The sequence below is a fragment of the Spirosoma soli genome, assembly GCF_042684525.1.
GTDB classification, from domain to species: Bacteria; Bacteroidota; Bacteroidia; order Cytophagales; family Spirosomataceae; genus Spirosoma; species Spirosoma soli.
In genome coordinates this window covers 314,771-337,674 of record NZ_JBHULN010000004.1, presented here as the reverse complement: position 1 = coordinate 337,674, position 22,904 = coordinate 314,771, and the positions used below count along the sequence as shown (strand labels likewise).

The following is a 22,904-nucleotide window of genomic DNA, read 5'->3' as shown; positions in this document are numbered from 1 at the left end:
GGTCAACGATTGTCAAGCGTTGTCCGGTATTGTCAATGTGTCAAGGGTAGTCATGAACGTATGGCCCTTATCAATTCCTGACAATATTTGACCACCCTTGACACTACCTAACGGTCCATTCTAAAGGTTTGTCGAAAAATCATATGATCTCTACGGTGAGTTTTGCCCTATTGAGTACTTTCCTAATTAATAGTCATATTTTCAAAAACACCATGTTTACCTCGTATAAAACAGGCGTCCGCTTTGCGTTTAGTGCATTATTGATTCTAATAGCCTACGACAGTCAGGCATTCACCGCTGCGCCCAGGCGCGAATTTTACCAGCTCAAGGTGTATTACCTGAAAGATAACAGTCAAAAAGACCGGCTGGAAACGTATCTGAAACAAGCCTACTTGCCCGCGCTGCACCGGGCGGGCATCAGCAAAGTGGGCGTTTTCAGACCCGCGACCGAAGCGGATTCACTGCTGTACGTTTTGATTCCGTTAAAGTCAGTCGATCAGTTTATGTCGCTGTCCGAGACGCTCATGAACGACAAACAATATACAGCGGCCGCTCAGGAGTATATCAACGCCGAGTTTGACAAGCCGATGTACAAGCGCTTCGACTCAATCCTGATGGAAGCTTTCGCGGGTATGCCGGTTCTGCAAACGCCCACCCTTCAGGCCAAACCCTCGGAGCGTATTTATGAGTTACGCAACTACGAAGCCGCTACGGAAAAACTGCACGAGAACAAAATCAGTCAGTTCAACAATGGTGAGCTGGACATCTTCAAGCGGCTGGGTTTCAACACCATTTTTTGCGGTCAGGTCAAAGCCGGTGCCAAACTACCGAGCCTGATGTACATGACCTCGTTTGAAAACAAAGCCGCCCGCGACGAGCACTGGAAGGCATTCAGCGCCGATCCGGGCTGGAAAACACTCAACGCCAAGCCAGAGTATGCACACAACTTTTTGCGGGCCGACATCTACCTGTTGCATCCTACCGATTACTCGGAGATTTGATTTAAGGGTAACAAACTCTCTAAGGCAACTGACATGGTAGGCGTGATTATACCATGCGTTCACAAATACCAGACCCGCTACTGAGAAGTAGCGGGTCTGGTATTTATGAGCTACTTGCCAAGTTCAATCCTCGTAGATACCACGTATAAACCACTCCAAATTGATTTTACAATTAGTTACAAACCTATTGTCCCCCGTAGCTAACTTGCACTATAAACTAAGTAGTGACCAATGGCCGGCGATCACAAGTCATCTGAAAGTAAACCCCTCACCGAGCATTTAGATACAGACTTTGCCTTAAAGGCGGCCAAGCTGGGCGTTTGGGAGTTAGACCCGGTCACGAATCTGATTAATTGGAACGATCGGTGTCGCGAACTATTCGGATTAGCCAAAGACAACCTGCTTCCTTATGAGCAGGCCATAACCCATATCCACCCTGATGATGTGAACCGGGTTGACCAGGCCGTGAAATGGGCCATGGACTCTAAATCGGGTGGAGCACTTGACGTTACGTATCGTACCATTGGTACCGACAACGGCGTAGTACGTTGGGTGCGGTGTGTGGGTCAAGGGTATTTCAACACAGTTGGCGAAGTGTATCGTTTTGCGGGCATAGCCCAGGATGTGACCCAGTACGTGCAAAGGCAGCAGATAGAAGCTAATGAACGGCAGTTTCGGGCGGTGGTTGAGCGGTTCCCCGTTGCAACGGCGCTCTTTAGTGGTCCTGAGTTTGTGATTACTCTAGCCAATGAGCGCGTACTGGAATATTGGGGACGCAAGCGCGAACAAGTCATGAACAAACCCCTGTTTGAAGCTCTACCCGAAGTCAGTGGACAAGGATTTGAAGAACTTTTAACTCACGTATATACCACTGGAGAACGGTTTGTAGCCAAAGAACTGACCGTGATGCTGGAGCGAAACGGTCAGGTCGAGCGTACTTACATTGATTTTGTTTACGAACCGTTTTACGGCCCGGATGGCACCATTACTGGAATCACGGTTGGCTGTACTGAAATAACCGAGCAGGTAGAGGCCCGTCAGAAGATACTCGAGAGCGAAATCAAATTCCGTACCCTGATAGAAGAAGCCCCGGTTGCCACCTGCCTGTTTGTTGGTCGAAACTTAATAATTGAAGTCGCCAATGACGTCATGATTGGGTATTGGGGCAAAAATCGTTCTGTTATTGGCAAGCCACTGGCAGAAGCTGTACCGGAGCTACAGGGCCAACCTTTTCTGCAAATTCTGGATGACGTCTTTACAACGGGGACAACCTACAAAGCGAAAGCCACTCCTGCCAACCTGGAAGTGGATGGCGTATTAGGCACCTACTACTTTGACTTCACGTATAAACCGCTGCGCAATTCCACTGGCGAGGTATATGCCATTATGGATATGGCAGTGGATGTAACCGAGGAAGTGCTGGCCAAGAAAAAGTTAGAGGAAAATGAAGCTTATTTTCGTCACTTAACGGATACCGTACCGGCCATTCTCTGGCTTACTGAACCCGATGGCTATTGCAGCTACCTGAATAAGCAGTGGTATGAGTACACGGGCCAAACTCAGGCTGAAGCGGAAGGATTCGGCTGGCTCGACGCCACTCACCCCGATGATAAAGAAGAAGCGGGCCGACTGTTTTTGTCAGCTAACGAAAAACAGACGTCCTTCAGCACCCTGTATCGGCTACGTAGAAAAGACGGTACTTACCGCTGGGCAATCGATACGGGTAATCCCCGAATCAGTACGAATGGCGATTACGAAGGCATCATCGGTACGGTGATCGATGTGCATGATGAAATCATTGCCCGACAGGAGCTGGAAGAGGCCGAAGCTTCCTTGCGCCAGGCGGTAGAACTAGCGAAGCTGGCTACCTGGAGTATGGACATTGCCACAGGCAACTTTACTTATTCTGAACGCTTTATGGAATGGCTGGGTTTTTCGGAGGCTACCAAAACTTTAGACGAAGCCCATAATCCTTTACCGGACGAACACCGACAACGCGTAGCTGATGCTATAACCACCGCTATTCAACCGGGTTCATCGGGCTTTTATGAAAATGAGCACCCGATTGTTAACCGGCTCACGGGGCAAGTGCGTATTATTCACGCGCAGGGACAGGTGTTTTACGACACCAAAGGTACGCCGACTGTGCTTAAGGGCATTGCGCAAGATATTACCGAGCAACGAAATATACAGCTCGCTTTAGAGCAAAAGGTGCAGCAACGCACGCAGGAGCTTGAAACGGTTAACGAAGAACTGGGGGCTACAAACGAGGAGTTAGCCGCCACGAACGAGGAACTTGCCGAATCCAACGAATTACTGATCCGCTCCAACGACAACCTGCAACGGTTTGCCTACGTGGCCAGCCATGACTTGCAGGAACCATTACGCAAGATTCAATCCTTCGGCGACCTGCTGAAGAATCAGTACGCCGATCGGTTGGGCGAAGGGGTTGACAATCTGGTACGTATGCAATCGGCGGCCAGCCGGATGTCGATACTGATCAAAGACTTGCTCAGCTTCTCACGCATCTCGACCCAGCAAGACACCGTAGTCCCCGTTTCCCTAACGACAGTCGTCAACAATGTTCTGCTGGATTTGGATCTGCGCATTCAGGAGACCAGAGCGGTCGTTCGTGTGGAGCCCTTACCAGTCATCCAAGGCGACCCCTCTCAACTAGGGCAGCTGTTTCAAAACCTGATTAATAATGCGCTTAAATTCAGCCGGGCGGGGCTCCCTCCTATCATTCAGATAAAGACTCATCAGGTATCCGCGGCTCATTTACCTGTTTCCGTAAAACCGACTCGCACGGCTAAGGTCTATCATTGCATCAGCATATCCGATAATGGAATAGGTTTCGATGAAAAATACGTTGACCGTATATTCCAGGTTTTTCAACGGCTGCACGGCAGGAACGAATTTAGTGGCACAGGCATTGGCCTCGCCATCTGCGAGAAGGTAGCCGCCAACCATGGCGGAGCCATTACCGCCACCAGCCAACCCGGCCAGGGCGCTACCTTCCATGTGTATTTGCCGGCGTAAGCCAGACCTGAAAGCTAGCGCAGCAACCGCACCGTTGAATGGCCGTCTCCCGCTAATTGCGACAATTCAACCCTTACTCAAGGACTGCCCACTGCGCTTCGCCACGAAGCCAATGATTTACCAACTGTTTCGACGAGTTAATTGGCAGAAAGCCGCTTTATTTCGTACCTGTGCGATTGGCGATGGACCTGAACACTATGAACAGGATCTTCCGCCAGAAAGCCCATAAATAATCCCGCAACGACCTTGGTATATCAGGGCGGTTGCGGGATCTCGTTTGCGTGGGCAATGCGGGTACCCTTTACTGTTTTTCCTCTCTAAAAAGGATCATGCCAGCGTGGTAAAGCACTCCATCCCGGAAGTCGCCATCAGCGGTGAAACCAGTGTCATCTAAATATTCAATGTGATTGCCCTGTATGGTGTAACTACCTTGATATGCACTTTTGCGGGCACCACGTGCCTCATCGTGACGACCACCCGGCAAGAGTTGATGACGAATGTACCCGTCTTTGGTAACCCACATGCCGACGTAGGATTGATTATCCATTATAGATAGACTTCTAGGTTAGGCTAACTGGACCCTGTATCTCGTAACCCGTTGAAACAGTCACTTCTTTCCAGGCTTCTAAATCATGCTGAACGGCCCTGATCTTTGTGTACGCCAGGTCATACGCATCCTGACCCAGGAATAAATGCAGGGGCGGATTTGGCGAGGAAGCAACCTGAATTAAGGCATTAACTGCTTTTTCAGGGTCGCCGGGCTGGTTGCCATTGATCTCGCTCTGATGCGTTTGCTGCGACTGCCGTACAGCTTCATAAGCATCGATTGGCTGACTAGGTAATCCGAGCGAGCCGGCTGTAAGAAAGTCAGTTCGGAAATAACCGGGTTCAACAATGGTTACGTTGATACCGAATGCTTTGGCTTCTGCGGCCAGTGATTCCGAAAAGCCTTCCACCGCAAACTTGGTGGCACAGTAGATACCAAATCCTGGAAATGTGCCATAGAAGCCCCCAATCGACGAGATGTTGAAGATGTGGCCGGACTGCTGTTGCCGCAGGTGCGGCATCACATGGCGAATGACGTTGAGCGAGCCGAATACGTTGACGTCAAAGTTTTCGCGGGCCTCCTGGTCGGTTAATTCCTCGAGGCTCCCTAACAGGCCATAGCCCGCATTGTTTACAACGATATCAATGCGTCCGAAATGAGCGATGGTTGCCTGAATAGCCTCTCCAACGCTGGCTTCTGATTTCAGATCGGCCACCAGCGGCAGAAAGCGGGCATCATCAGTATTTACCGCCCGACGCAGATCGTTGATACTTCTTGATGTGGCGGCCACGTTAGCTCCCTGTTGCAATAATTTTTTGACCAGCGTAAGCCCCAGGCCTTTCGATGCGCCCGTAACAAACCATACTTGTTGTGTGTCCATAATTTTGTTCGTTTAGTGAGCGCAAAATTAGGCGGACTCAGGCAGCAGGGCCTTGCGGCAAACAAACCATTACTTACTAAATTCAAACATTACGGAAAGCAGAAGGAGTCAGCTGGGTGTGCTTCTTGAAAAAATAATTGAAATGAGCCGGTTCTTCAAATCCAAGGCTATAGCTGATTTCGGAAATATTCCAGTCGGTATGTTTTAGCAACGCCTTAGCCTCGCTTGCTAATCGTTCGGCAATATGCTCGGTCGTCGTTTTGCCGGTTGTTTCCCGAATCGAACGATTCAGGTGGTTGACATGCACTGACAACTGTTGGGCGAAATCGTTAGCAGATCGTAGTTTAAATCGTTGCGTGGGCGACTCTATGGGAAACTGACGCTCCAGCAACTCGGTGAAAACAGCGGTAATCCGGGATTTAGCATCGGCATGTCGATGCAGCGTTTCAGAAGGTTGACCCTTTAGTGCATAATGGATAAGTTCCGTTACGTAACTTCGGATTAAGTCGTATTTGAATTGATATTCAGAGCCTATCTCATCGAGCATCTTTCTAAACAACTGGCTTATATGCTCGTCCTGCTTCTCAGTAAGCACGTAAGCCGGCTTTCCGCCAAGGGCAAACATGGGCAGTCCGCTGAGTCTTCCTCTAATTTTCTGCGTGAAGAACGTTTCCTTGAAAATGCAGAAAAAACCGGTTGTATCGCCTGATAACGGCTGCCAGGTATAAGGCACCTGAGGGTTGAAAAACATGAGGGTACTCCCGTCAATCTCGATGCTTTTGTCAGCGTAATGATACACGTTTCTACCTCGTATCAGACTGATTTATAAAAATCACGGCGGCTATATTGTATTGGGGCTCCACCATCCCCGAAGCAATCCTCCAGCCGAAATACATTGAAATGACCAATATCTTCCTGCAGATTATCAGGTAACCAGTTGAATTTTTTCTGGTAGAATTCTTCGAGCGTCTCAGTCTGTGCCATGGCACAAAGTTATGAAATTCAAATTATAGCAATCAACTAGTGGCAGTGGCTGGCAGACCAAACTTGTTTGCCTACCCAAGATGTCCTCTACTGTTATAGAGCTAATTACCATTCGGCCATCCAGTCAGGCTGCCCTGATGGTTTTGTAAGTATTCAGGAAGCGTAAACGACTTTATAGCATCAGGTAACGCCCTTTGCCATGAAACCTTCACTCTTACTTACGCTCGTAATGGCTCTTTCGCTGCCGGAGCAGTCGATTGACTCAAAAGTCTACGTCTGGAACGATACACCAGTGGTTAAAAAGGCCGCGTCGGAGCAACGGCTTCTTCTGGAAGGAGCCACGAAAGATTTCAGCCATATCAAGATTCACGCCACTACCCTGCCCGCTCATCAGGCTCCGCACCCCAGCCACAAGCACGACGACGAAGAGTTAATCATTATTAAAGAAGGGGAGCTGACGGTAACCATCGAAGGCAACACAAAGACCCTCAGTACCGGAAGCGTTGCCCTCATGATGCCCGGCGACGAGCACGGCTTTGAGAACAAAGGCGATAAACCCGCGACCTATTACGTCATGCGGTACGAGTCGAAAGCGCCCGCTGATCGGGAGCGGGGCCAGAAAGCAGGAGGCTCGTTCTGGCTTGACTGGAACGATGTAGCCTTTCAGCCACACGATAAGGGAGGTGTCCGAAAGATGTTCGACCGGTCAACAGCCATGACCCGACGATTCGAAATGCACGTCACGACGCTGAACAAAGGGTTATGGAGCCATCCGCCCCACACGCACGCAGCCGCTGAGATCTTGTTGATGGTTGACAACAGTGCTCAGGAACGTATCAACGGCCAGTTGCATCCGGCCACGGTGGGCGACTTAATTTTCCTGGAGTCGAACGTACCGCACGCCATTCAGAACACCAGTCAGGGTAGTTGCACCTACTTTGCCTTTCAATTCGAATAATCAGCGAAAGGGCTTAACCAATCTGGGCTAGGTTCCCCCCATCCAAACAATCTACAAATCCGATAGTTAAAATTCCAAACAAAAGAGAGAATTACTCAACGTTCTTCACGCTAAAGCAATCGCAGGCATGGACCAATCACCTTTTTCTCGTCGTGATTTCATACAACGTTTCGGCACCGCAGCCTTAGTTGCACCCAGCTTAGCAGGTTTAGGAGGGCTCTATGGCTGCGGCAATAAAAGCAGCGAGTCGTCGGCCGAATCAGCGACCTCAACCACGAGCGCTACCGGTTCAGAACGTAAACTGGGTGTTGCTTTGGTGGGGCTTGGTTTGTACAGCGAAGGGCAGCTGGCACCCGCGCTGGAGAAAACAAAATCGTGCCGATTAGCGGGTGTCGTTACGGGCACCCCTGACAAAGCCCAAAAATGGAAAGAGAAGTATAACATCCCCGATAAGAACGTTTACAACTACCAGACGTTTGATCAGATTGCCGATAACCCCGATATTGATATTGTGTACGTTGTGCTACCCAACTCGATGCACGCCGAATACACCATTCGGGCGGCTAAGGCGGGTAAGCATGTAATCTGCGAAAAGCCAATGGCGCTAACGTCGGCCGATTGTCAGAAGATGATTGACGCCTGTAAGCAAGCCAACAAGAAGCTTTCTATTGGGTACCGGCTGCATTTTGAACCACACAACCAGGAAATGATGCGCCTGGGACAGCAAGAGGTCATGGGAAAAGTCAATAAAATTATTGCCCAAAACGCGCAGAAGCAGGAAAACGATACGCCCTGGCGTTTGGGTGGTGGCGTTGGCGGAGGTGGTCCCCTACGCGATGTGGGCATTTACTGCCTGCAGGGCGCTATCTACACCAAAGGGCAAGTTCCTATCGCCGTGACGGCCAAACTACATCCTGTAACTGACCCTGAAAAATTTAGCAAAGTAGAAGAAGGCGTCGACTTTCAGCTGCAGTTTGCGGATGGCTCAGTGGCCGATTGCAAAACCAGTTATAACGACAAATACAACCAACTACGAGCGGAAGCCGCTAAAGGCTGGTTTGAGCTATCGCCTGCTTATCAATACGACGGCCTAAAAGGGGAAACCAGCCAAGGCAAAATGGACATCGAAAACGTGCCTCAGCAAGCCCGCCAAATGGACGCGTTTGCCAATTGTATTTTAACCGATACCCCAACAACCGTACCCGGCGAAATGGGCATGCGCGACGTCCAACTGATTGAAGCCATCTTCCAGGCTGCCAAAACAGGCACCAAAGTATCGACCAAAGATGTATTGCAGGTATTAGACCCAACTCCTAAGGCGCGGGCATAATTGTAGCCGGTAGGTAAGTAGCCCGGCCGGGCTACTTACGTTACAAGTGTTGGCAGAGCTGGTTATAAGCGGCTACCATGTCGCCGAACAGGTTCCAGTCACGGCGGGTAGCCACCGGGTAATTGCGGATGAATGCCGGGCAATCGCCGAAGAGGTTTTCGTGAATGGCTTCCATATCGCCACGCTTGGCAATTAGCGACTCGGTGTTGTTTTTTAACACGATATAGCTCAAATCCTGCCGATTACTGATGGAGAAATTACCGAACGAATAATCAACTGTTTTCTTCCAGCCCGATACGTCAAAGTACAGGACAATACTGCTCCCGTAGGGCGTTAGCCGTTCCAATAGCGTAGGTTTACCTCCGCGCCGGGGATTTGGTACCCGCTCAAAAACGATCATCTCCCGTTCGCGAGGAATGCTGCCTGTGGCATAGGCGAAGTTGGGAATTCGCTGAGCAATCATGCGCAGGTCATCGCCTTTGAGCTTGATCTTTTTGTCGTCGGCGGTGCGGATGATAACACTTGCCGGAGAGTCGTTCACTAACGAACTCACCCGGACTTGCCCGTCGATGGTGTCGTTTTGCATGGTCACGACGTAACCGTCCGTCCACATCGTGATGGCTCCCAACGGATTATATTGGCCCAGGCAGGCAATGCTGCTTAATAAAGCGATACTGAAAAGTAGAATCTTCATAGCTGGTCAGGCACGAATGGTTAATGCAAACAAAACTAGCCAGCACTACCTCATACCGGAACATGCAGTGCATTGAATTGCAGAAAAGGGCGTATGAATTGTGAACGCTAGCCGACCGTAGCCGTCAGGGCTTTGCATGGCGCATTTCCAACCCTACCGATGTCCGGGGCTTGAAACCCGTCCAGGGACCGTCGGCATCGTTTTCTTTCAGATCGAAATACTTTCCGTAGTCAAGCCCTTTCAAATGAATGCCCAGAAAGGCCGTCACGAAGTGTTGGTTAATGTTATTGATCCGACGTTCGTTCCACGCCGGTTCGGCATAGCGCATGTACTCCCCAAACGGTAAACCCGGCTTTAGCGACTCGGTTGGGGGTGGGTTCGGCGCTACGTTATGCCGGGCATTGACGTAGGTAAGCATGTACCGGTCAGCATTGACAGCACCATCATAGATGGCTTTTATGCCTTTCTCATAGCCTGACACGTCATCTTTACTGCCGGCTACAAATAGCGTGGGTCGTGTCAGCCCCGCCAGTCCGTTGGCATCCCAAACGCCCCGCTCCATACCCCAGGGTGCAAACGCAACGACCGCTTTAATACGCGAGTCCTGCGACGCTTTGTATTCGGGAGCACCCGTCGAACGAACTTGCAAGGCAGTACTACCGCTCGCCATTTGACCAAATAGCTTACCTGCCTGCTCACTATACCCGGCACCCGTTGCATTGAGAACACCGTAACCACCCATCGAGTAGCCGACCAGCGCCGTGTTGTTCGCATCGAGCAATCCTGCCAAAAAGGATTTGCTGTCTTTTTTGCTGAGTCGATCCATTTCATTCAGGACAAAAAGCTCATCCAATGCGCGGTTCAGCAGGGTACTCGGGAAAGCCGCAGCATCGCGGTACGTTGATTCGGTATGGTCGATGGACACGACGACGTAGCCTTTTGAAGCCAGGTTTTCGGTGAGGTACGTAAACATCAGCCGCGAGCCGGGATAACCATGCGACACGATAACGAGCGGGTAGGCTCCCTGGCCCGGCTCCGGCTCAGCGTCGCGCAGGGCCCGGCCAGCAAATGTATAAGGAATCAACGGTCGCTTGGGATCGTTGGCCACACCCATAACTTCATCATATTGAGTAAACTCCGCTTTGCCCGCTGGAATACGGGCGGGATACCAGATTTCGACGGTCAGCGGACGGTCGTAGAGCGGTGTTTTGCCATCCTTTGCATGCAGCACATCCATCTGACCAGGGTGGGTTAGCTTGAGGGTACGAACGCCCACTTTACTGGTACCCCGCGCAGCTAGTTCGGGAGCGTCGGGCAGCGGATCACCGAAAACAAACGAGTCTTTATTCTCCTGAGCCTGCCCAGATAAAGCAGCTCCGACAAACAGTGTCATCAATAAAACGCGAACCAAACGAACAGAAGATTGCATGGGGTTAGTGCTGAATTAACAAAGTGAGCCCAATAACGGACGTTGAATTGTGATTTGCAATCGAATGTAGCCCGATGGACCACCTCCAGGCTACAGCACTTGAGTAAAATGAGGCATCGATTGCTTTTATGAACTGAATACACTCAACAGCCTGATGCAATCAACCTCTACTACCTTTTCGTCCTCTTTATCTCGTTCTTTATTTCGGTTCGACTTTTTACTAATAGCTTTTTGGCTAACCGCAACGGCTCTGCAAGCGCAGGATAGCGGCAGGCTGAAACTACGAGGCAAGGTATTCGACGCGCAGACCAACACGCCCCTGGTTTACGCAAACGTTCGCTTATTTAAGCAAACCGACAGCTCGTTTGTAGCCGGAGCCATTACCAACGAAACCGGTGACTTTTCAATCGATGCGTTGTCGGGCAATTATTATGCTTTGCTGGAATTTGTTGGCTACAAGACCCATAAAACATCGGCCATCCGTCTTGCACGGGAGACAGCTCCTCATGATTTAGGCACGCTCAAACTGGCAGCCTCATCCAATACTTTAAATGAGGTGGTGGTTCAGGCTGAGAAGAGCACAATGGAGCTGGCGCTGGACAAAAAGATCTTTAACGTGGGCCGAGATTTGGCCAACCGCGGTGGTACGGCGGTCGACATCTTGCAGAATGTCCCCTCGGTAGCGGTCGACGGTGAGGGCAACGTCAGCCTGCGCGGGAGTGGGAGCGTTCGTATCCTGATCGACGGGAAACCGTCGGGCCTGGTGAGCCTCAAAGGGTCGGCGGGTTTGCAGCAGTTGCAGGGCAGCAGCATCGAACGCATCGAGGTGATTACGAACCCATCGGCCCGTTACGAAGCCGAAGGTATGGGCGGCATCATCAACATCGTCTTGAAGAAAGAGCGTAAAGAAGGGTTCAACGGCTCGTTCGACGTCATTACGGGCTATCCGAGTAATTTCGGCGTAGCAGCCAACGTCAACTACCGACGAAAGAATCTCAACTTCTTCGTTAATTACACAGCTTCGTATCGGAATACACCCGGTCGTAGTTCGCAGTATCAGGAAGTGTACCGCAACGATTCGACGTTCATTACCCGACAGAACTGGACCAACAATTTGAAGGGAATGAACAACAATGCCCGGGCTGGCCTCGATTATTATTTCGACCCGAAAAACATCCTGACGGCTTCGTACACCTGGCGAATCAGCAAGGGCAAACGGTTTTCCGATATTCGATACCTTGACTATATATCGAACGTAAACAACCTCCTCAGCATCAGCAACCGCACGCAGGACGAGACGGAAACCGAGCCTAACTCAGAATATGCGTTGAGCTACAAACGCACCTTCGCCCGCGAAGGCCACGAGCTCAACGTCGATGTTCGCTACCTCGATAACTGGGAAAGCTCCGATCAGTTGTTTACCCAGCAAACGTTTCAACCCGACGGCAGCGAATCAGGCGTACCAAGTCTCTTGCAGCGAGCGCTCAACGATGAGACCGAGAAACAGTTTTTGGTACAGGTCGACTACGTCAAACCGTTTAAAAAAGACGGCAAGATTGAGGCTGGTCTACGAAGCAGCTCCCGCGACATGACCAACGACTACTCCGTTACGGAGCAAACGACTGGCGGCTGGCGTCCGCTCGACGGCCTCACCAACAACTTCCTGTACGAAGAAAACATCCATGCAGTTTACGCCATAGTAGGTAATAAGATTCGCAAGTTCTCTTACCAGGCAGGCGTTCGGGGCGAGTGGACCGGCGTAACAACAACCCTGAAACAAACCAACGACGTTAACCCAAGACAGTATGCCAACCTGTTTCCGAGTGTGCACGTTACGTATGATCTGCCGCATCAGCACGCCTTACAAGTCAGTTTCAGCCGCCGGGTGCGTCGCCCGCAGTACAATGACCTCAGCCCATTCATGACCTACAGCGATAGTCGGAATTTTTTCAGTGGCAATCCTGACCTCAACCCCGAGTTTACGAACTCGTTCGACATCGGGCATGTCAAATACGTGGGCAAGGGATCAATCAGTTCGTCGCTATATTATCGGTACACAACGGGTAAGATTGTCAGAATCCGTCGGGTCGATGAGCAGGGCAACTCCACCACGCGCCCCGAAAACTTAGCTACTGAAGATTCATACGGTGCCGAATTCACCAGTTCGTATGCGTTCTATCCCTGGTGGAAACTGGATGGTAGCCTTAACTTCTTCCGGGCCATTACTAACGGCAATAACCTGGATGATAGCTACCAAAGTGACACCTACAGTTGGTTTGCCCGGACCACATCGCGATTCACGTTCTGGCAAACTACTGACTTTCAGCTACGAGCCAACTACGAAGCTCCTCAACAAACACCGCAAGGCAGACGGCAGGCCATAGCCACCCTGGATTTGTCGGTAAGCCGCGACATTCTGAACAAAAACGGCACCCTGACCCTGAACGTTCTCGACGTATTTAATTCCCGCCGGTATCGCTCCATTACGCAGGGCGAGAACTTCTATACGGAAAACAACTCGCAGGGGCGCTTACGACAAATCAACCTGACCTTCAATTACCGACTAAGGCAGGCTAAGAAGAAAGTGAAAGAAGGGGGCGACGGTGAGTTTTAGTTTTGTTTTCTTTCGACAGGATGAACAGGATTTACAGGATGAGCACAGGCCAAACAACACCGTTTGTCTGGCTAATTAGCGAGTTCATCCTGTCAATAGACTAGTTGGGTAACTTTTGCTGGTTGGCGCTGGATTGCCTTGGTAACTTGCGGCCTTACGCAGAACGGCCAATGAAACAGCTTCTACTACTTAGCCATTTACTTTTAGGATTATTTATTCCGGCCAGTGCCCAGATCGATACAATTAACCCAACTACCTCAAAACTGAACCTGGCGGCTTTTAAAGAGAGTAAGCGCACCTACGCCGTTTTCTTCGAGGACAGTACCGGCAAACGACTAACGTCCGCTGACCTCTGGGACCGAACCGTTCGGTTTTCCACGAATGCTTCAGGACAGAAAATTTACCAGTTCGATTGGCGCTGGTACCGCAAAGACACCCTTATTTCTCAGGTTTCGGCCACTGGTTTAGCCCCCTCGCTGGCTCCGCTTTCACATAATGCTACGTATCACAACCGGGGCGACCGCAACTTCATCTTCACCGGCAACACCGTTACCATTCCGGAGGCTAGCCGAAAAACGGCCAAAGACAGTACGTTTAAGGTGGTGATGACGCCACCTGCCTTTGAATTTCCGATGGATCTGGAGATTTTGCCCTTGCTCCCGTTCAAGAAAGTAGGCCAGCAGTTTGCCATTGCCTTTTACGAACCTGGTAGCCCTACGTCCAATTATTATAAGCTAACCGTAACCGGGAAAGAAGATCTACCAATCAGCGGTACTACCAAAGTAAACTGCTGGCTACTCCAGATTGATTACGGCCAGCAGGGCGCCACCGCTACGTTCTGGATTGCCGACCAGTCGAGGGAGGTTTTAAAGATGAGGGAATACTTCAGAGGTCGCTACCGCTATAAGATCAAACTGTATTGAGCCCGCTCATCATCCCGCGCCGACCAGCTTGAGTAAATCGCGGTAGATGACGTTATTTTTCCAGTAAAGCTGCAACACCATGGGAATGTGCTTTTTACCGGGCAGAACAGAAAAGGTATGCTTAACACCAAGCGCCTGAAGCTTCTGATCGAACCGGCGGGTGCTGCTGGCAATGCTCGGGTAAGTACGCTCGCCAACGTACAGTAACATGGGCGGGCTTCCCGCATTGACATGATATAGTGGCGAAACGTCGCGCCAAACCGCCGGATCTTTCCCGAACGGCACGAGGTATTGCTGGTCGTTGGGGTACTCCATTTTTTTGAGGTAATCAAACATGTCTACCCCCGCCGGATCATCGAGGATAGCCCCTTTAATCGGATTTTGGGACAAGCCAACCTTAGCAAACAACCGATTGTCAGTAGCCAGCAAAGCGGCTAGTCCGCCCCCAGCCGAATGGCCCATCACGAAAACCCGGTTTGGGTTGCCGCCATACTCGGCAATGTGCTCGGTGGTCCAAAGCACTGCCCGGGCGCAGTCGTCGGCCATAGCGGGCACCTCGACCGTGGGTGCTAACCGGTAGTTAATAACAACGGCGACGACGCCCTGCTTGGCCAGCCGCCGGCCGACAAACGTATAGATGTTTTTGTTGCCGCTATCCCAACTGCCACCGTGGATAAAGACCACCACCGGATAGCCTGCGGTCGCTTTGTGTCGGGGCGAGTACACATCCAGTATGTGCCGCTCAGGATTAAAGCCAGGGACGTTAGCAGCCAGGTAAGGAATGTCTTTGGTGCGCCGACTGGGCCGGGCTATGGCGTATTCATTGGCAAGCGCCAGCGCCGTAACCAAGACAAACAGACTAAGGGGCACCTGCCAGAGCAATCGCAAAACGAGCATGGAATAAAACAAAGTAAAGAGGGAGATACACTAACCCCTATATATACGTAGTGTTTTGTATTATGTCTTTTCGAGCCAAGCATTGATACTAACACCCACACGAATAGTGGTCTGATCATTCTATTGTAAAGCAGTTACTTAAAGACTTGTGGGTTAGGCTCTTTAACAGCTTGTGGGGCTTTTCCGGCTACTTATTCACCCTACGCGACCGGTTACTCACTCTGCCTGGTACCCTCCCACTCCACGGATGTACTTTTGCCGACATACCCCGATCATCTTTACCACCCAACACAAAATTATGCATTCGACCTGGGCAACAACCTTATTTATTGTGTTAACCCTGGTCAGCCTGGGGCTTCTGATAAAAAGCGTGGCCAAACTAATTGCCATTTATTCGATAGAACCGTGTACTAAGCAAAGTGCTCAATCGGCTGCATTTGATTTCGACATCAAAGCACCGGGCGTGTACGAGATCGCAGTAAAACGGCCCTCTATACTGGGCTTGATTCCGAAAAATAACTCCTTTCGAATCCGCGATCTTCAAACCGGTGAAACTATAGTCGTAGGAACGTACATCTTCTCGTCCTCTAAACGTACCGATATAGCGGGCCACCGGACTGTTTCGGTTGGAGAGTTCACGATTAAGTATCCTGGCTCGTTTCGGTTAGAGAATTTCTCAACGAGTACGTTCAAAGAAAATGATCAGCTGCTTATAGGACCGAAGCCCGTAGGAGGTGTACTTATGATTCTGGCAACTGTGTTCTCCGGTGTCTTTTTCATTGTTGGCCTGGTATTCTCTATTCTGTCACTAGTCAATACCGCTACGTAATTTCTATATGTTATGGCAACCTCTACTATGAACCGTACTGCGGCTTACCTCCTTGGCCCCGAGTTAGTCTGGGTGCTGATGTTCATTCTCACGAGTGTGATCATTGCGCTGTACCGCCCACTAGCCGACGCCGACCATGAAAAGCTCTTAAACTATGGCTGGTTTTTACCAACTTTGGGCGTACTGCTTGCTTTTGTGTCTTTATTCTGGGCACCGGGAAGCCCGTGGTGGTGGCTGCTCCGGATCACCTTTGCCAGCCTGGTTGGTATCTTGCTTGTTGTTAGTTTTCTGTGCGACTCGGCTCGGTACAACGACAGCCGCGATGCGGGCATCGGTACCGGCTATATGGTGTTCGTCGGTCTAGGCTGCATGGTGTTACTGGGCATAGCGTTTGTCGCGGGCCTTTGTTTTGTGGCCCGTTGGTCGTTTTTGCCGGTGTTGAAATGGACGTTGATCCTCTTCGGCCTGTTTCTGTCTTTTTGCGGATTGATGGCCTGGCTATCGTCGCTGGATACGGATAAAGCCTCCTGAGTCGTTACCCGCGCAGTTACATGCATGTATGTTCTCAGTGGTCAACCATCAGGCCCGGTTATACAACTTCAGCACGGGTTCGCGCAAGATTTGCCCTTTCCCAAACAAGACGAAGCTAATGGTGTCGGCGATGTCGTGCGGGTCGATCCAGGCCGTGAAGTCTGCCTCTGGCATAGCCTTTCGATTGGCAGGGGTGTCTATGGTACTGGGCACCAAAACCGTCGATACGATATTGCGTTCCTTGCCAGAGGCATTGATCAGATCAGACAGTTCGAACAACAGCGACTTCGACAGAGCATAGGCTACCATGTGCTGCCCGGCTTGTACTTCTAAAGCCGGTCGAGCCCCCACAAGCACAAACCGCCCGCCGTCCGGTTGCTGACTCATGTGGGCATACAAGGGCTGCACAACGTAGTAGGCTGTTTTAAAATTTAACGTCAGCATCTTGTCAAGCAACGCACCATCGGTTTCAGCAAAAGAACCCATCGCGAAGCCACCCGCGAGCAGAATAGCATTGTCAATGGGGCCGTGGTTAGCCAACACCCGTTGAATTAAATCACCGACCTGAGCTTCGTTGGTCAGGTCAACTTCGTACGTAATCAGCTCACCAGATGAACCAGTCACGGATAAACTGGAGTCTGCTCCGGGATGAACAGTCGCAATGATGCGGTGCCCCTGGCTCAGTAAGGTTTCGGTAACTACGCGGCCTAGTCCCCCGGCCGCTCCGGTTAAAAATATGGTTGCCATATAGATACAAATTATCAGCAGTATTGCAAGGTAATCACTACCGTGAATTTGCCATTGCGATGTTTGCTGATTTAGCCAATAGGGCTTCTGCATTGGGCAACACATATTCTTCGTCGGCTTGCTGTCAGGCACGCCACCGTTCTGTACCTGACGGCACAGATAATTCTTAATGGACATGTTTAGGCTACCAACGCTACGCTGTAAAGGCCCTACGGGCCAAATAGTCCTAAATTGACGTTAATTAGGCTGGTCGTGGTTGGTCGTAGTCTCCAGACTACGACCCAGCGTTATCCGGTCTCCGACCGGTCTAAAACTCCAAACACGCTAATTCAAACAACTTTTAAAACATTGCACCAAACCAGTGGTCCGCCAAGCGCCATAACTATATCCCTTTATCTATCAACCACTTACAGTAACTATTCAAAATATTTTCGCTCGGCTTGTAATGTTTTCCAGTTTCAGGCGTCTTTGTCACTGAAATGGATCTACAAGCCTTTAAACAACGCATCCTTCCCGTTCAGGGCCGCCTTTTTCGGTTGGCTCAGTTGTTTCTACGCAACCGCGAAGAAGCCGAGGACGCCTTACAGGATGTGTTGCTACGGCTCTGGACCAACCGGCAGCAGCTGGAAACGTACCACAGTGTAGAAGCCCTGGCGGTGCAGATGACGAAGAATCTATGCCTGGATCGGCTGAAAGCGCACAACAAACAGAAAATGGCTAAGGATGCTGATTTGTCGGGCGTGCAAACAGAAGCTGTGTCGCCTTATCTGCATACCGAACTAGCCGACAGCGCTGGTCTAATGCGTCGACTGATTGACGAACTACCCGACCAGCAAAAACTGGTGCTTCACCTGCGCGACGTTGAAGAATATTCGTTCGACGAGATCGAAGCGGTAACCGGCCTTAGTGTGAATAATATTCGAGTAATTCTGTCGCGGGCCCGCCAACGGCTGCGCGACAGCTACCTAAAAGCGAACGATTATGAAGCAGGATATTGATAAGCTGCTGGAGCGATATTACGACGGAGAATCAAGCCTGGAGGAAGAAAAACAGCTCCGGCAGTTTTTCCAGAAAGACCCGGTTCCGGAGCATCTGCAAACACATGCGGCTCAGTTCCGTTACTTCGCCGAAGCGCGTACTCAGCACCCGTCGTTGCTGTTCAGCAATCAGCTGGCCGCCAAGATGAACCCGCCAGCGCCGGGGCCAGTCCGTCGGTTAACAAACTGGGTTGCGCGCATAGCCGCCAGCCTGGCCCTGCTGATCGTGGGCTTTGGGGGTGGGCTGTTGTATACCCAATGGCGCTCAGACCGAAACGAGCAACAACCGACCGCAGCCAACGGCGACGTAACACCGGCGCTGGAAATGAAAAAAGTGCTCGCCTTCGAACAAACCCCTAAAACCTCGGCTAGCGAACGCATTCAGGCAGTGAATCAGAGTTACGAACTCGCGCGGGTTGATCAGGATATAACGCAGCTGCTCATTAATACCCTGAATTTCGACGCCAACGTCAACGTCCGGTTGGCGGCCTGCCAGGCACTGCTTCGCTTTGAGGAGGAACCGGGTGTTCGCGAAGCGCTGATTCAGTCCCTGGCCATTCAGACTGATCCGAACGTACAGATAACCTTAATTGACATGCTGGTATCGATTAAGGAAAAACGAGCCATAAAGCAAATCCAACAACTGGCGCGTAACCAACAGGTGCTCGACGTGGTGCGACTGAAGGCCGAAGAGGGCCTCAATCGCCTAAGTCGGGGCGGCACAGCACCTTCCTAAACTCCCGTACAATCCAACCAAAACTAATATCCCTCTCATGGGCTGGGTGTATTATGCCCAGTCAGGACCAAGTCAACACTGTATCACCACTTATTACCAACCAAATTCAATGAAAAAGTCTCTTTTCTTAAGTGCCAGCCTGTTGTGGTGCGTAGCCACGCTGCAGGCGCAGGAATACAAAACCAAGCTCGCTAATGCCAAAGACCGTAAAGTTGTCATTGAAATGGCCGGCAGCGATCTCAAAATCGAAGGCCATAACGGGGACGAAGTCATTATCCAGGCTTCGTCGGGCTTCGAAGCGCCCCCCGAACGGGCCAAAGGGCTGAAACCCATTTATTACAATGCCGTCGACAACTCGGGCATAGGCCTGGCTGTAACGCCCGAAAACGGTGGCCTTCGCATCGAAAAGGCAAGCCGGAAGTCGGTTAAATACACCATTCGGCTCCCCCGAAAAGTGGCGGTGCTGTATCAGCAAACTAATTGGCAAGGCGGAGCAAACATCGCCATCAGTAACATGGACGGCGACCTCGAAGTGCGCACCAACAACGGTGACATTGACCTTATCAACGTAACAGGGCCAGTGGTGGCGAACAGCACCAGCGGGGAAGTGAAGGTCGTCTACTCAAATCTGAGCCAGGAAAAGCCAACGGCTATCTCGACCATCAGCGGCTCGGTAGATGTTACGTTACCGGCTAGTGCTAAGTCCAGCCTGAAGCTGCGGTCGATTAACGGCGAGATGTATACAGACTTCGACCTGGGTCTGAAGAACACCAAAGACGGCATGTCGAAAGTAGGCGGTGGTAACAACATCGAAGGTACTACAAATGGCGGTGGCGTCGAGATTCAACTCAACACCATCAGCAGCAACATCTACATCCGTAAACAGAAATAACCGGCCCATTCCCCTCCTGTTCCCATGAAAAAGATCCTGCTCCTACTCGTCCTGGGCCTTGTTGTCGGCCCCGTATCGGCCCAGAAAATCATCGAAAAGAAACTTCCCTTCTCAGCTAATCAACTCGTTAACCTCAACCTGAAGTTTGGCGACAGCATTCAAGTCCGGTATTGGGACAAAAAGGAAGTGTCGGTACGTATCGCGGCTACGATTAATGGCGGTCGGCTCAACGACGCTCTCGTAGTAACAACTAACTCTACTAATGAAGAAATTGTAGTAAAAACGGACTATGATCAGGACATGCTGAAACAAAGCAAAGCCGAGGATTGTCCCGGCCAGAAATCGACCTGGCAGACGGAGCGCAACGGCACTCGCTATTACCTGTGCAGTGACATCACCTATGAGATATACTTACCCCGGCAGGCCAAACTCAAGCTCGAAACTATTAGCGGAAACATCGACATTGAAGGGGCTACGGAGGCCGTATCCGCTAAAACCATCAGCGGTTATATCGATATGAGCTGGCCGAAAGCCAAAGGCGCTAACCTGGCTATGAAAACGATTACGGGCGAGGTTTACTCCGACCTGGATATCAGTTTCAAGAACAAGCGGGAAAAGAACCCAATTGTCGGCTATCAGTTAGAAGGCACCATAAACGGTGGAGGCCCCGACGTTCGGCTGGAATCGATTAGTAACGATGTATATCTGCGCAAAAAGAACTAAGATACACCTTACCCACTACGTAAAACGGATCTTTCCCAATCAGTCTTATAAAGCTGATAAGGGAAGATCCGTTTTACGTTAACTAAGTCTAGACGGGCGTTTAATTGCTAGATTGTCCAGGAACCCCTACCTTTCAAGGCGAAACAGTTTAGTAGTATGGATGCTAAAATCCAGTTTGTAGCCATCATCAAACCAATAATTTACGTGTCAACTTACCGCTCCTCATTAACAAGTTTCCTACTACTCGTTTGTCTGGCCTTCGGTGCGCTGGAAACCCAGGCCCAAAGTCTTTACATGCCACGTAACGTCAAAAAAGCGTACCAGAAAGGCACCCGATCCATAGATGGCAAGCCCGGTCCGAAGTACTGGCAGAACTCCGCCCGCTATACCATCAACATTACGGCTACCCCGCCTAACCGCACCATCCGGGGCACTGAAGACATTACCTACGTCAATAATAGCCCCGATACCTTACGCAATCTGGTCATTAAATTGTTTCTGAACAGTCATAAGCCGGGGGCCGCCCGGCAAGGAGCAGCCTCCGACAATTACCTCACTTCAGGCATTCACATTGACAAGTACACCGAAAATAACACCCCAAAAAACTGGCAGGAAGCCGGTACGGCGACGGCAAAACGAGTAGCCCTCACCAAGCCGCTTCTGCCCCGCGACTCGGTCAAGCTATCGTTCGATTGGCATTTCGACATGTCCATTGAAAGCGGTCGCGAAGGAGCCATTGACTCGACTACGTTCTTTTTGGCCTATTTCTACCCCCGGGTGGCAGTGTACGACGATTACTACGGCTGGGACCTGACGACCTTTACCGAAGCGCAGGAGTTTTATAGTGACTTCAACGACTATGTCGTTACGGTCAACGTGCCAAAGAACTACATTGTCTGGGGAACCGGCGATTTGCAAAACGCCAGCGAGGTGTTACAACCCACCTACGCCAAACGCTTGAGCGAATCCATGCAAACCGATTCGGTGGTTCACGTCGCTACCCTTCAGGAGGTAACGGCCGGTAGCGTAACCCAACAGCAAGCCACCAATACCTGGCGGTGGAAAGCGAACTACGTACCCGATGTGGCCTTCTGTCTCAGCAACCATTACGTTTGGGATGCGTCGAGCGTTGTGGTCGACAAAGCCACCCGTCGGCGGTCGGGCGTACAGGCCGCTTTTCTGGACGATGCCAAAGACTTCCACCAGATGGTCAAATTTGGGCAACATTCGTTGGATTGGTTTTCCAACAACTGGCCGGGCATTCCGTATCCTTATCCCAAAACCACCATTGTGCAGGGCTTTGCCGACATGGAGTATCCGATGATGGTTAACGACGCCACTACTCAGGATCTGAACTTCTCGCGCTTTGTGGCCGAGCACGAGATTGCCCATACGTGGTTTCCATTTTATATGGGCATCAACGAAACCCGCTATGGATTCATGGACGAAGGCTGGGTAACCGCGCTGGAATACCTGATCAGTCAGGCCGACCTGGGTACCGGGCAAGCCACCAAAAACTTCCAGCAGTTCCGGGTCGCGTATTGGAGTCAGGACCCCTCCGCCGAAGAAGACCTGCCCATCATTACGCCAGCCAACGTACTGAGCGGGGCGGCCCTGGGCAACAACGAATACGGGAAAGCGGCCATCGGCTACCTGGCCCTGAAAGACCTGCTGGGCGATGCGCTGTTCAAAAAATCAATGCACGAATTCATGAACCGCTGGCACGGCAAACACCCAACCCCCTGGGACATGTTCTACAGCTTTAACAACGCATCGGGCAAAAACCTGAACTGGTTCTGGAACAACTGGTTTTTTAGTAACAATTATATTGATTTAGCCATTCAGCAGGTTATACCATCCGCCAACCAGCACACGGTGACACTCCAGAACCTTGGTGGCTACGTCGCTCCAGTTGACATTGTCGTGCAATTTACTGACGGCACCAAAGAGACATTCCATCAGACGCCCGCCATCTGGCAAGCCAACCAAAGCCAGGCTGTCGTGAAGCTCCCGACGAAGAAAAAAGTGCAATCAATGACGTTGGAAGGTGGCGTTTTTATGGACGCTGATGGCAGCAACAACAGTTGGAAAGCGAAGTAATTTTCAACCTTAT

At 50.9% G+C, this 22,904-nt stretch carries 19 protein-coding genes and 1 pseudogene; 13 read left to right on the top strand and 7 right to left on the bottom strand.

Features of this window, described 5'->3' with window-relative positions:
* The first annotated feature begins 212 nt into the window (after positions 1 to 212).
* Together ACFSUS_RS09260 and ACFSUS_RS09255 are read left to right on the top strand one after the other, a co-directional pair.
* Complete coding sequence (locus ACFSUS_RS09260) at positions 213 to 1,001, top strand: NIPSNAP family protein (RefSeq protein ID WP_381521804.1); 789 nt, start codon at positions 213 to 215, stop codon at positions 999 to 1,001.
* A 231-nt stretch (positions 1,002 to 1,232) separates the two neighbouring features.
* Positions 1,233 to 4,040 carry a PAS domain-containing sensor histidine kinase gene (locus tag ACFSUS_RS09255; protein ID WP_381521802.1) on the top strand — a complete coding sequence of 936 codons (2,808 nt, stop codon included), beginning with the start codon at positions 1,233 to 1,235 and terminating at the stop codon, positions 4,038 to 4,040.
* Positions 4,041 to 4,341: 301 nt separating this feature from the next.
* On the opposite strand, the gene ACFSUS_RS09250 is transcribed toward ACFSUS_RS09255, so the two are convergent.
* The 3 genes and pseudogenes from ACFSUS_RS09250 to ACFSUS_RS09240 form a co-directional block, all read right to left on the bottom strand.
* Complete coding sequence (locus ACFSUS_RS09250) at positions 4,342 to 4,587, bottom strand: Atu4866 domain-containing protein (protein WP_381521800.1); 246 nt, start codon at positions 4,585 to 4,587, stop codon at positions 4,342 to 4,344.
* A gap of 13 nt (positions 4,588 to 4,600) precedes the next feature.
* On the bottom strand, positions 4,601 to 5,467 hold the full coding sequence (locus ACFSUS_RS09245; protein ID WP_381521798.1) for an oxidoreductase: 867 nt from the start codon (positions 5,465 to 5,467) through the stop codon (positions 4,601 to 4,603).
* Between the two features lie 82 nt (positions 5,468 to 5,549).
* Positions 5,550 to 6,451: pseudogene (locus ACFSUS_RS09240) on the bottom strand (helix-turn-helix domain-containing protein).
* 199 nt (positions 6,452 to 6,650) lie between these two features.
* Between ACFSUS_RS09240 and ACFSUS_RS09235 the strand changes: the two are divergent.
* Together ACFSUS_RS09235 and ACFSUS_RS09230 are read left to right on the top strand one after the other, a co-directional pair.
* Positions 6,651 to 7,409, top strand: a complete 759-nt coding sequence (locus ACFSUS_RS09235; RefSeq protein WP_381521796.1) for a cupin domain-containing protein — start codon at positions 6,651 to 6,653, stop codon at positions 7,407 to 7,409.
* 127 nt (positions 7,410 to 7,536) lie between these two features.
* The gene (locus ACFSUS_RS09230) at positions 7,537 to 8,739 is read left to right on the top strand and encodes a Gfo/Idh/MocA family protein (protein ID WP_381521794.1); all 1,203 of its coding nucleotides are present in this window, start codon (positions 7,537 to 7,539) and stop codon (positions 8,737 to 8,739) included.
* Between the two features lie 40 nt (positions 8,740 to 8,779).
* Here the strand turns inward: ACFSUS_RS09230 and ACFSUS_RS09225 are convergent, their stop codons facing one another.
* Positions 8,780 to 9,433 (bottom strand): hypothetical protein, encoded by a 654-nt coding sequence (locus ACFSUS_RS09225; RefSeq protein ID WP_381521792.1) that lies wholly within the window; start codon positions 9,431 to 9,433, stop codon positions 8,780 to 8,782.
* A gap of 124 nt (positions 9,434 to 9,557) precedes the next feature.
* Positions 9,558 to 10,862 (bottom strand): alpha/beta hydrolase family protein, encoded by a 1,305-nt coding sequence (locus ACFSUS_RS09220; RefSeq protein WP_381521790.1) that lies wholly within the window; start codon positions 10,860 to 10,862, stop codon positions 9,558 to 9,560.
* A 154-nt stretch (positions 10,863 to 11,016) separates the two neighbouring features.
* Between ACFSUS_RS09220 and ACFSUS_RS09215 the strand changes: the two genes are divergently transcribed.
* Entirely contained in the window at positions 11,017 to 13,476 is a 2,460-nt protein-coding gene (locus ACFSUS_RS09215; RefSeq protein WP_381521789.1) for a TonB-dependent receptor domain-containing protein, read from the top strand.
* A 170-nt stretch (positions 13,477 to 13,646) separates the two neighbouring features.
* Complete coding sequence (locus tag ACFSUS_RS09210) at positions 13,647 to 14,399, top strand: hypothetical protein (protein WP_381521787.1); 753 nt, start codon at positions 13,647 to 13,649, stop codon at positions 14,397 to 14,399.
* A gap of 9 nt (positions 14,400 to 14,408) precedes the next feature.
* Here ACFSUS_RS09210 and ACFSUS_RS09205 read toward each other — a convergent pair whose 3' ends face one another.
* Positions 14,409 to 15,296: an alpha/beta hydrolase gene (locus tag ACFSUS_RS09205; RefSeq protein WP_381521785.1), complete on the bottom strand. Its 888-nt coding sequence runs from the start codon at positions 15,294 to 15,296 to the stop codon at positions 14,409 to 14,411.
* 298 nt (positions 15,297 to 15,594) lie between these two features.
* Here ACFSUS_RS09205 and ACFSUS_RS09200 point away from each other — a divergent pair, with 298 nt between their 5' ends.
* Both ACFSUS_RS09200 and ACFSUS_RS09195 read left to right on the top strand, forming a co-directional pair.
* On the top strand, positions 15,595 to 16,125 hold the full coding sequence (locus ACFSUS_RS09200; protein ID WP_381521783.1) for a hypothetical protein: 531 nt from the start codon (positions 15,595 to 15,597) through the stop codon (positions 16,123 to 16,125).
* Between the two features lie 12 nt (positions 16,126 to 16,137).
* Positions 16,138 to 16,656, top strand: a complete 519-nt coding sequence (locus ACFSUS_RS09195) for a hypothetical protein (protein ID WP_381521781.1) — start codon at positions 16,138 to 16,140, stop codon at positions 16,654 to 16,656.
* A gap of 48 nt (positions 16,657 to 16,704) precedes the next feature.
* On the opposite strand, the gene ACFSUS_RS09190 is transcribed toward ACFSUS_RS09195, so the two are convergent.
* Positions 16,705 to 17,403 (bottom strand): SDR family NAD(P)-dependent oxidoreductase, encoded by a 699-nt coding sequence (locus ACFSUS_RS09190; RefSeq protein WP_381521778.1) that lies wholly within the window; start codon positions 17,401 to 17,403, stop codon positions 16,705 to 16,707.
* 479 nt (positions 17,404 to 17,882) lie between these two features.
* Between ACFSUS_RS09190 and ACFSUS_RS09185 the strand changes: the two genes are divergently transcribed.
* From ACFSUS_RS09185 to ACFSUS_RS09165, 5 genes are all read left to right on the top strand, one after another.
* Positions 17,883 to 18,401: an RNA polymerase sigma factor gene (locus tag ACFSUS_RS09185; protein ID WP_381521777.1), complete on the top strand. Its 519-nt coding sequence runs from the start codon at positions 17,883 to 17,885 to the stop codon at positions 18,399 to 18,401.
* A complete protein-coding gene (locus ACFSUS_RS09180) occupies positions 18,385 to 19,176 on the top strand; it encodes a HEAT repeat domain-containing protein (RefSeq protein WP_381521775.1) in 792 nt (263 codons plus the stop codon). The genes ACFSUS_RS09185 and ACFSUS_RS09180 overlap by 17 nt, the downstream gene beginning before the upstream one ends.
* Before the next feature lie 109 nt (positions 19,177 to 19,285).
* Positions 19,286 to 20,068 (top strand): DUF4097 family beta strand repeat-containing protein, encoded by a 783-nt coding sequence (locus ACFSUS_RS09175; protein ID WP_381521774.1) that lies wholly within the window; start codon positions 19,286 to 19,288, stop codon positions 20,066 to 20,068.
* 24 nt (positions 20,069 to 20,092) lie between these two features.
* Positions 20,093 to 20,791, top strand: coding sequence for a DUF4097 family beta strand repeat-containing protein (locus tag ACFSUS_RS09170; RefSeq protein WP_381521772.1), 699 nt, complete (start codon positions 20,093 to 20,095; stop codon positions 20,789 to 20,791).
* A 156-nt stretch (positions 20,792 to 20,947) separates the two neighbouring features.
* Complete coding sequence (locus ACFSUS_RS09165) at positions 20,948 to 22,891, top strand: M1 family metallopeptidase (protein ID WP_381521771.1); 1,944 nt, start codon at positions 20,948 to 20,950, stop codon at positions 22,889 to 22,891.
* Positions 22,892 to 22,904: the final 13 nt, after the last annotated feature.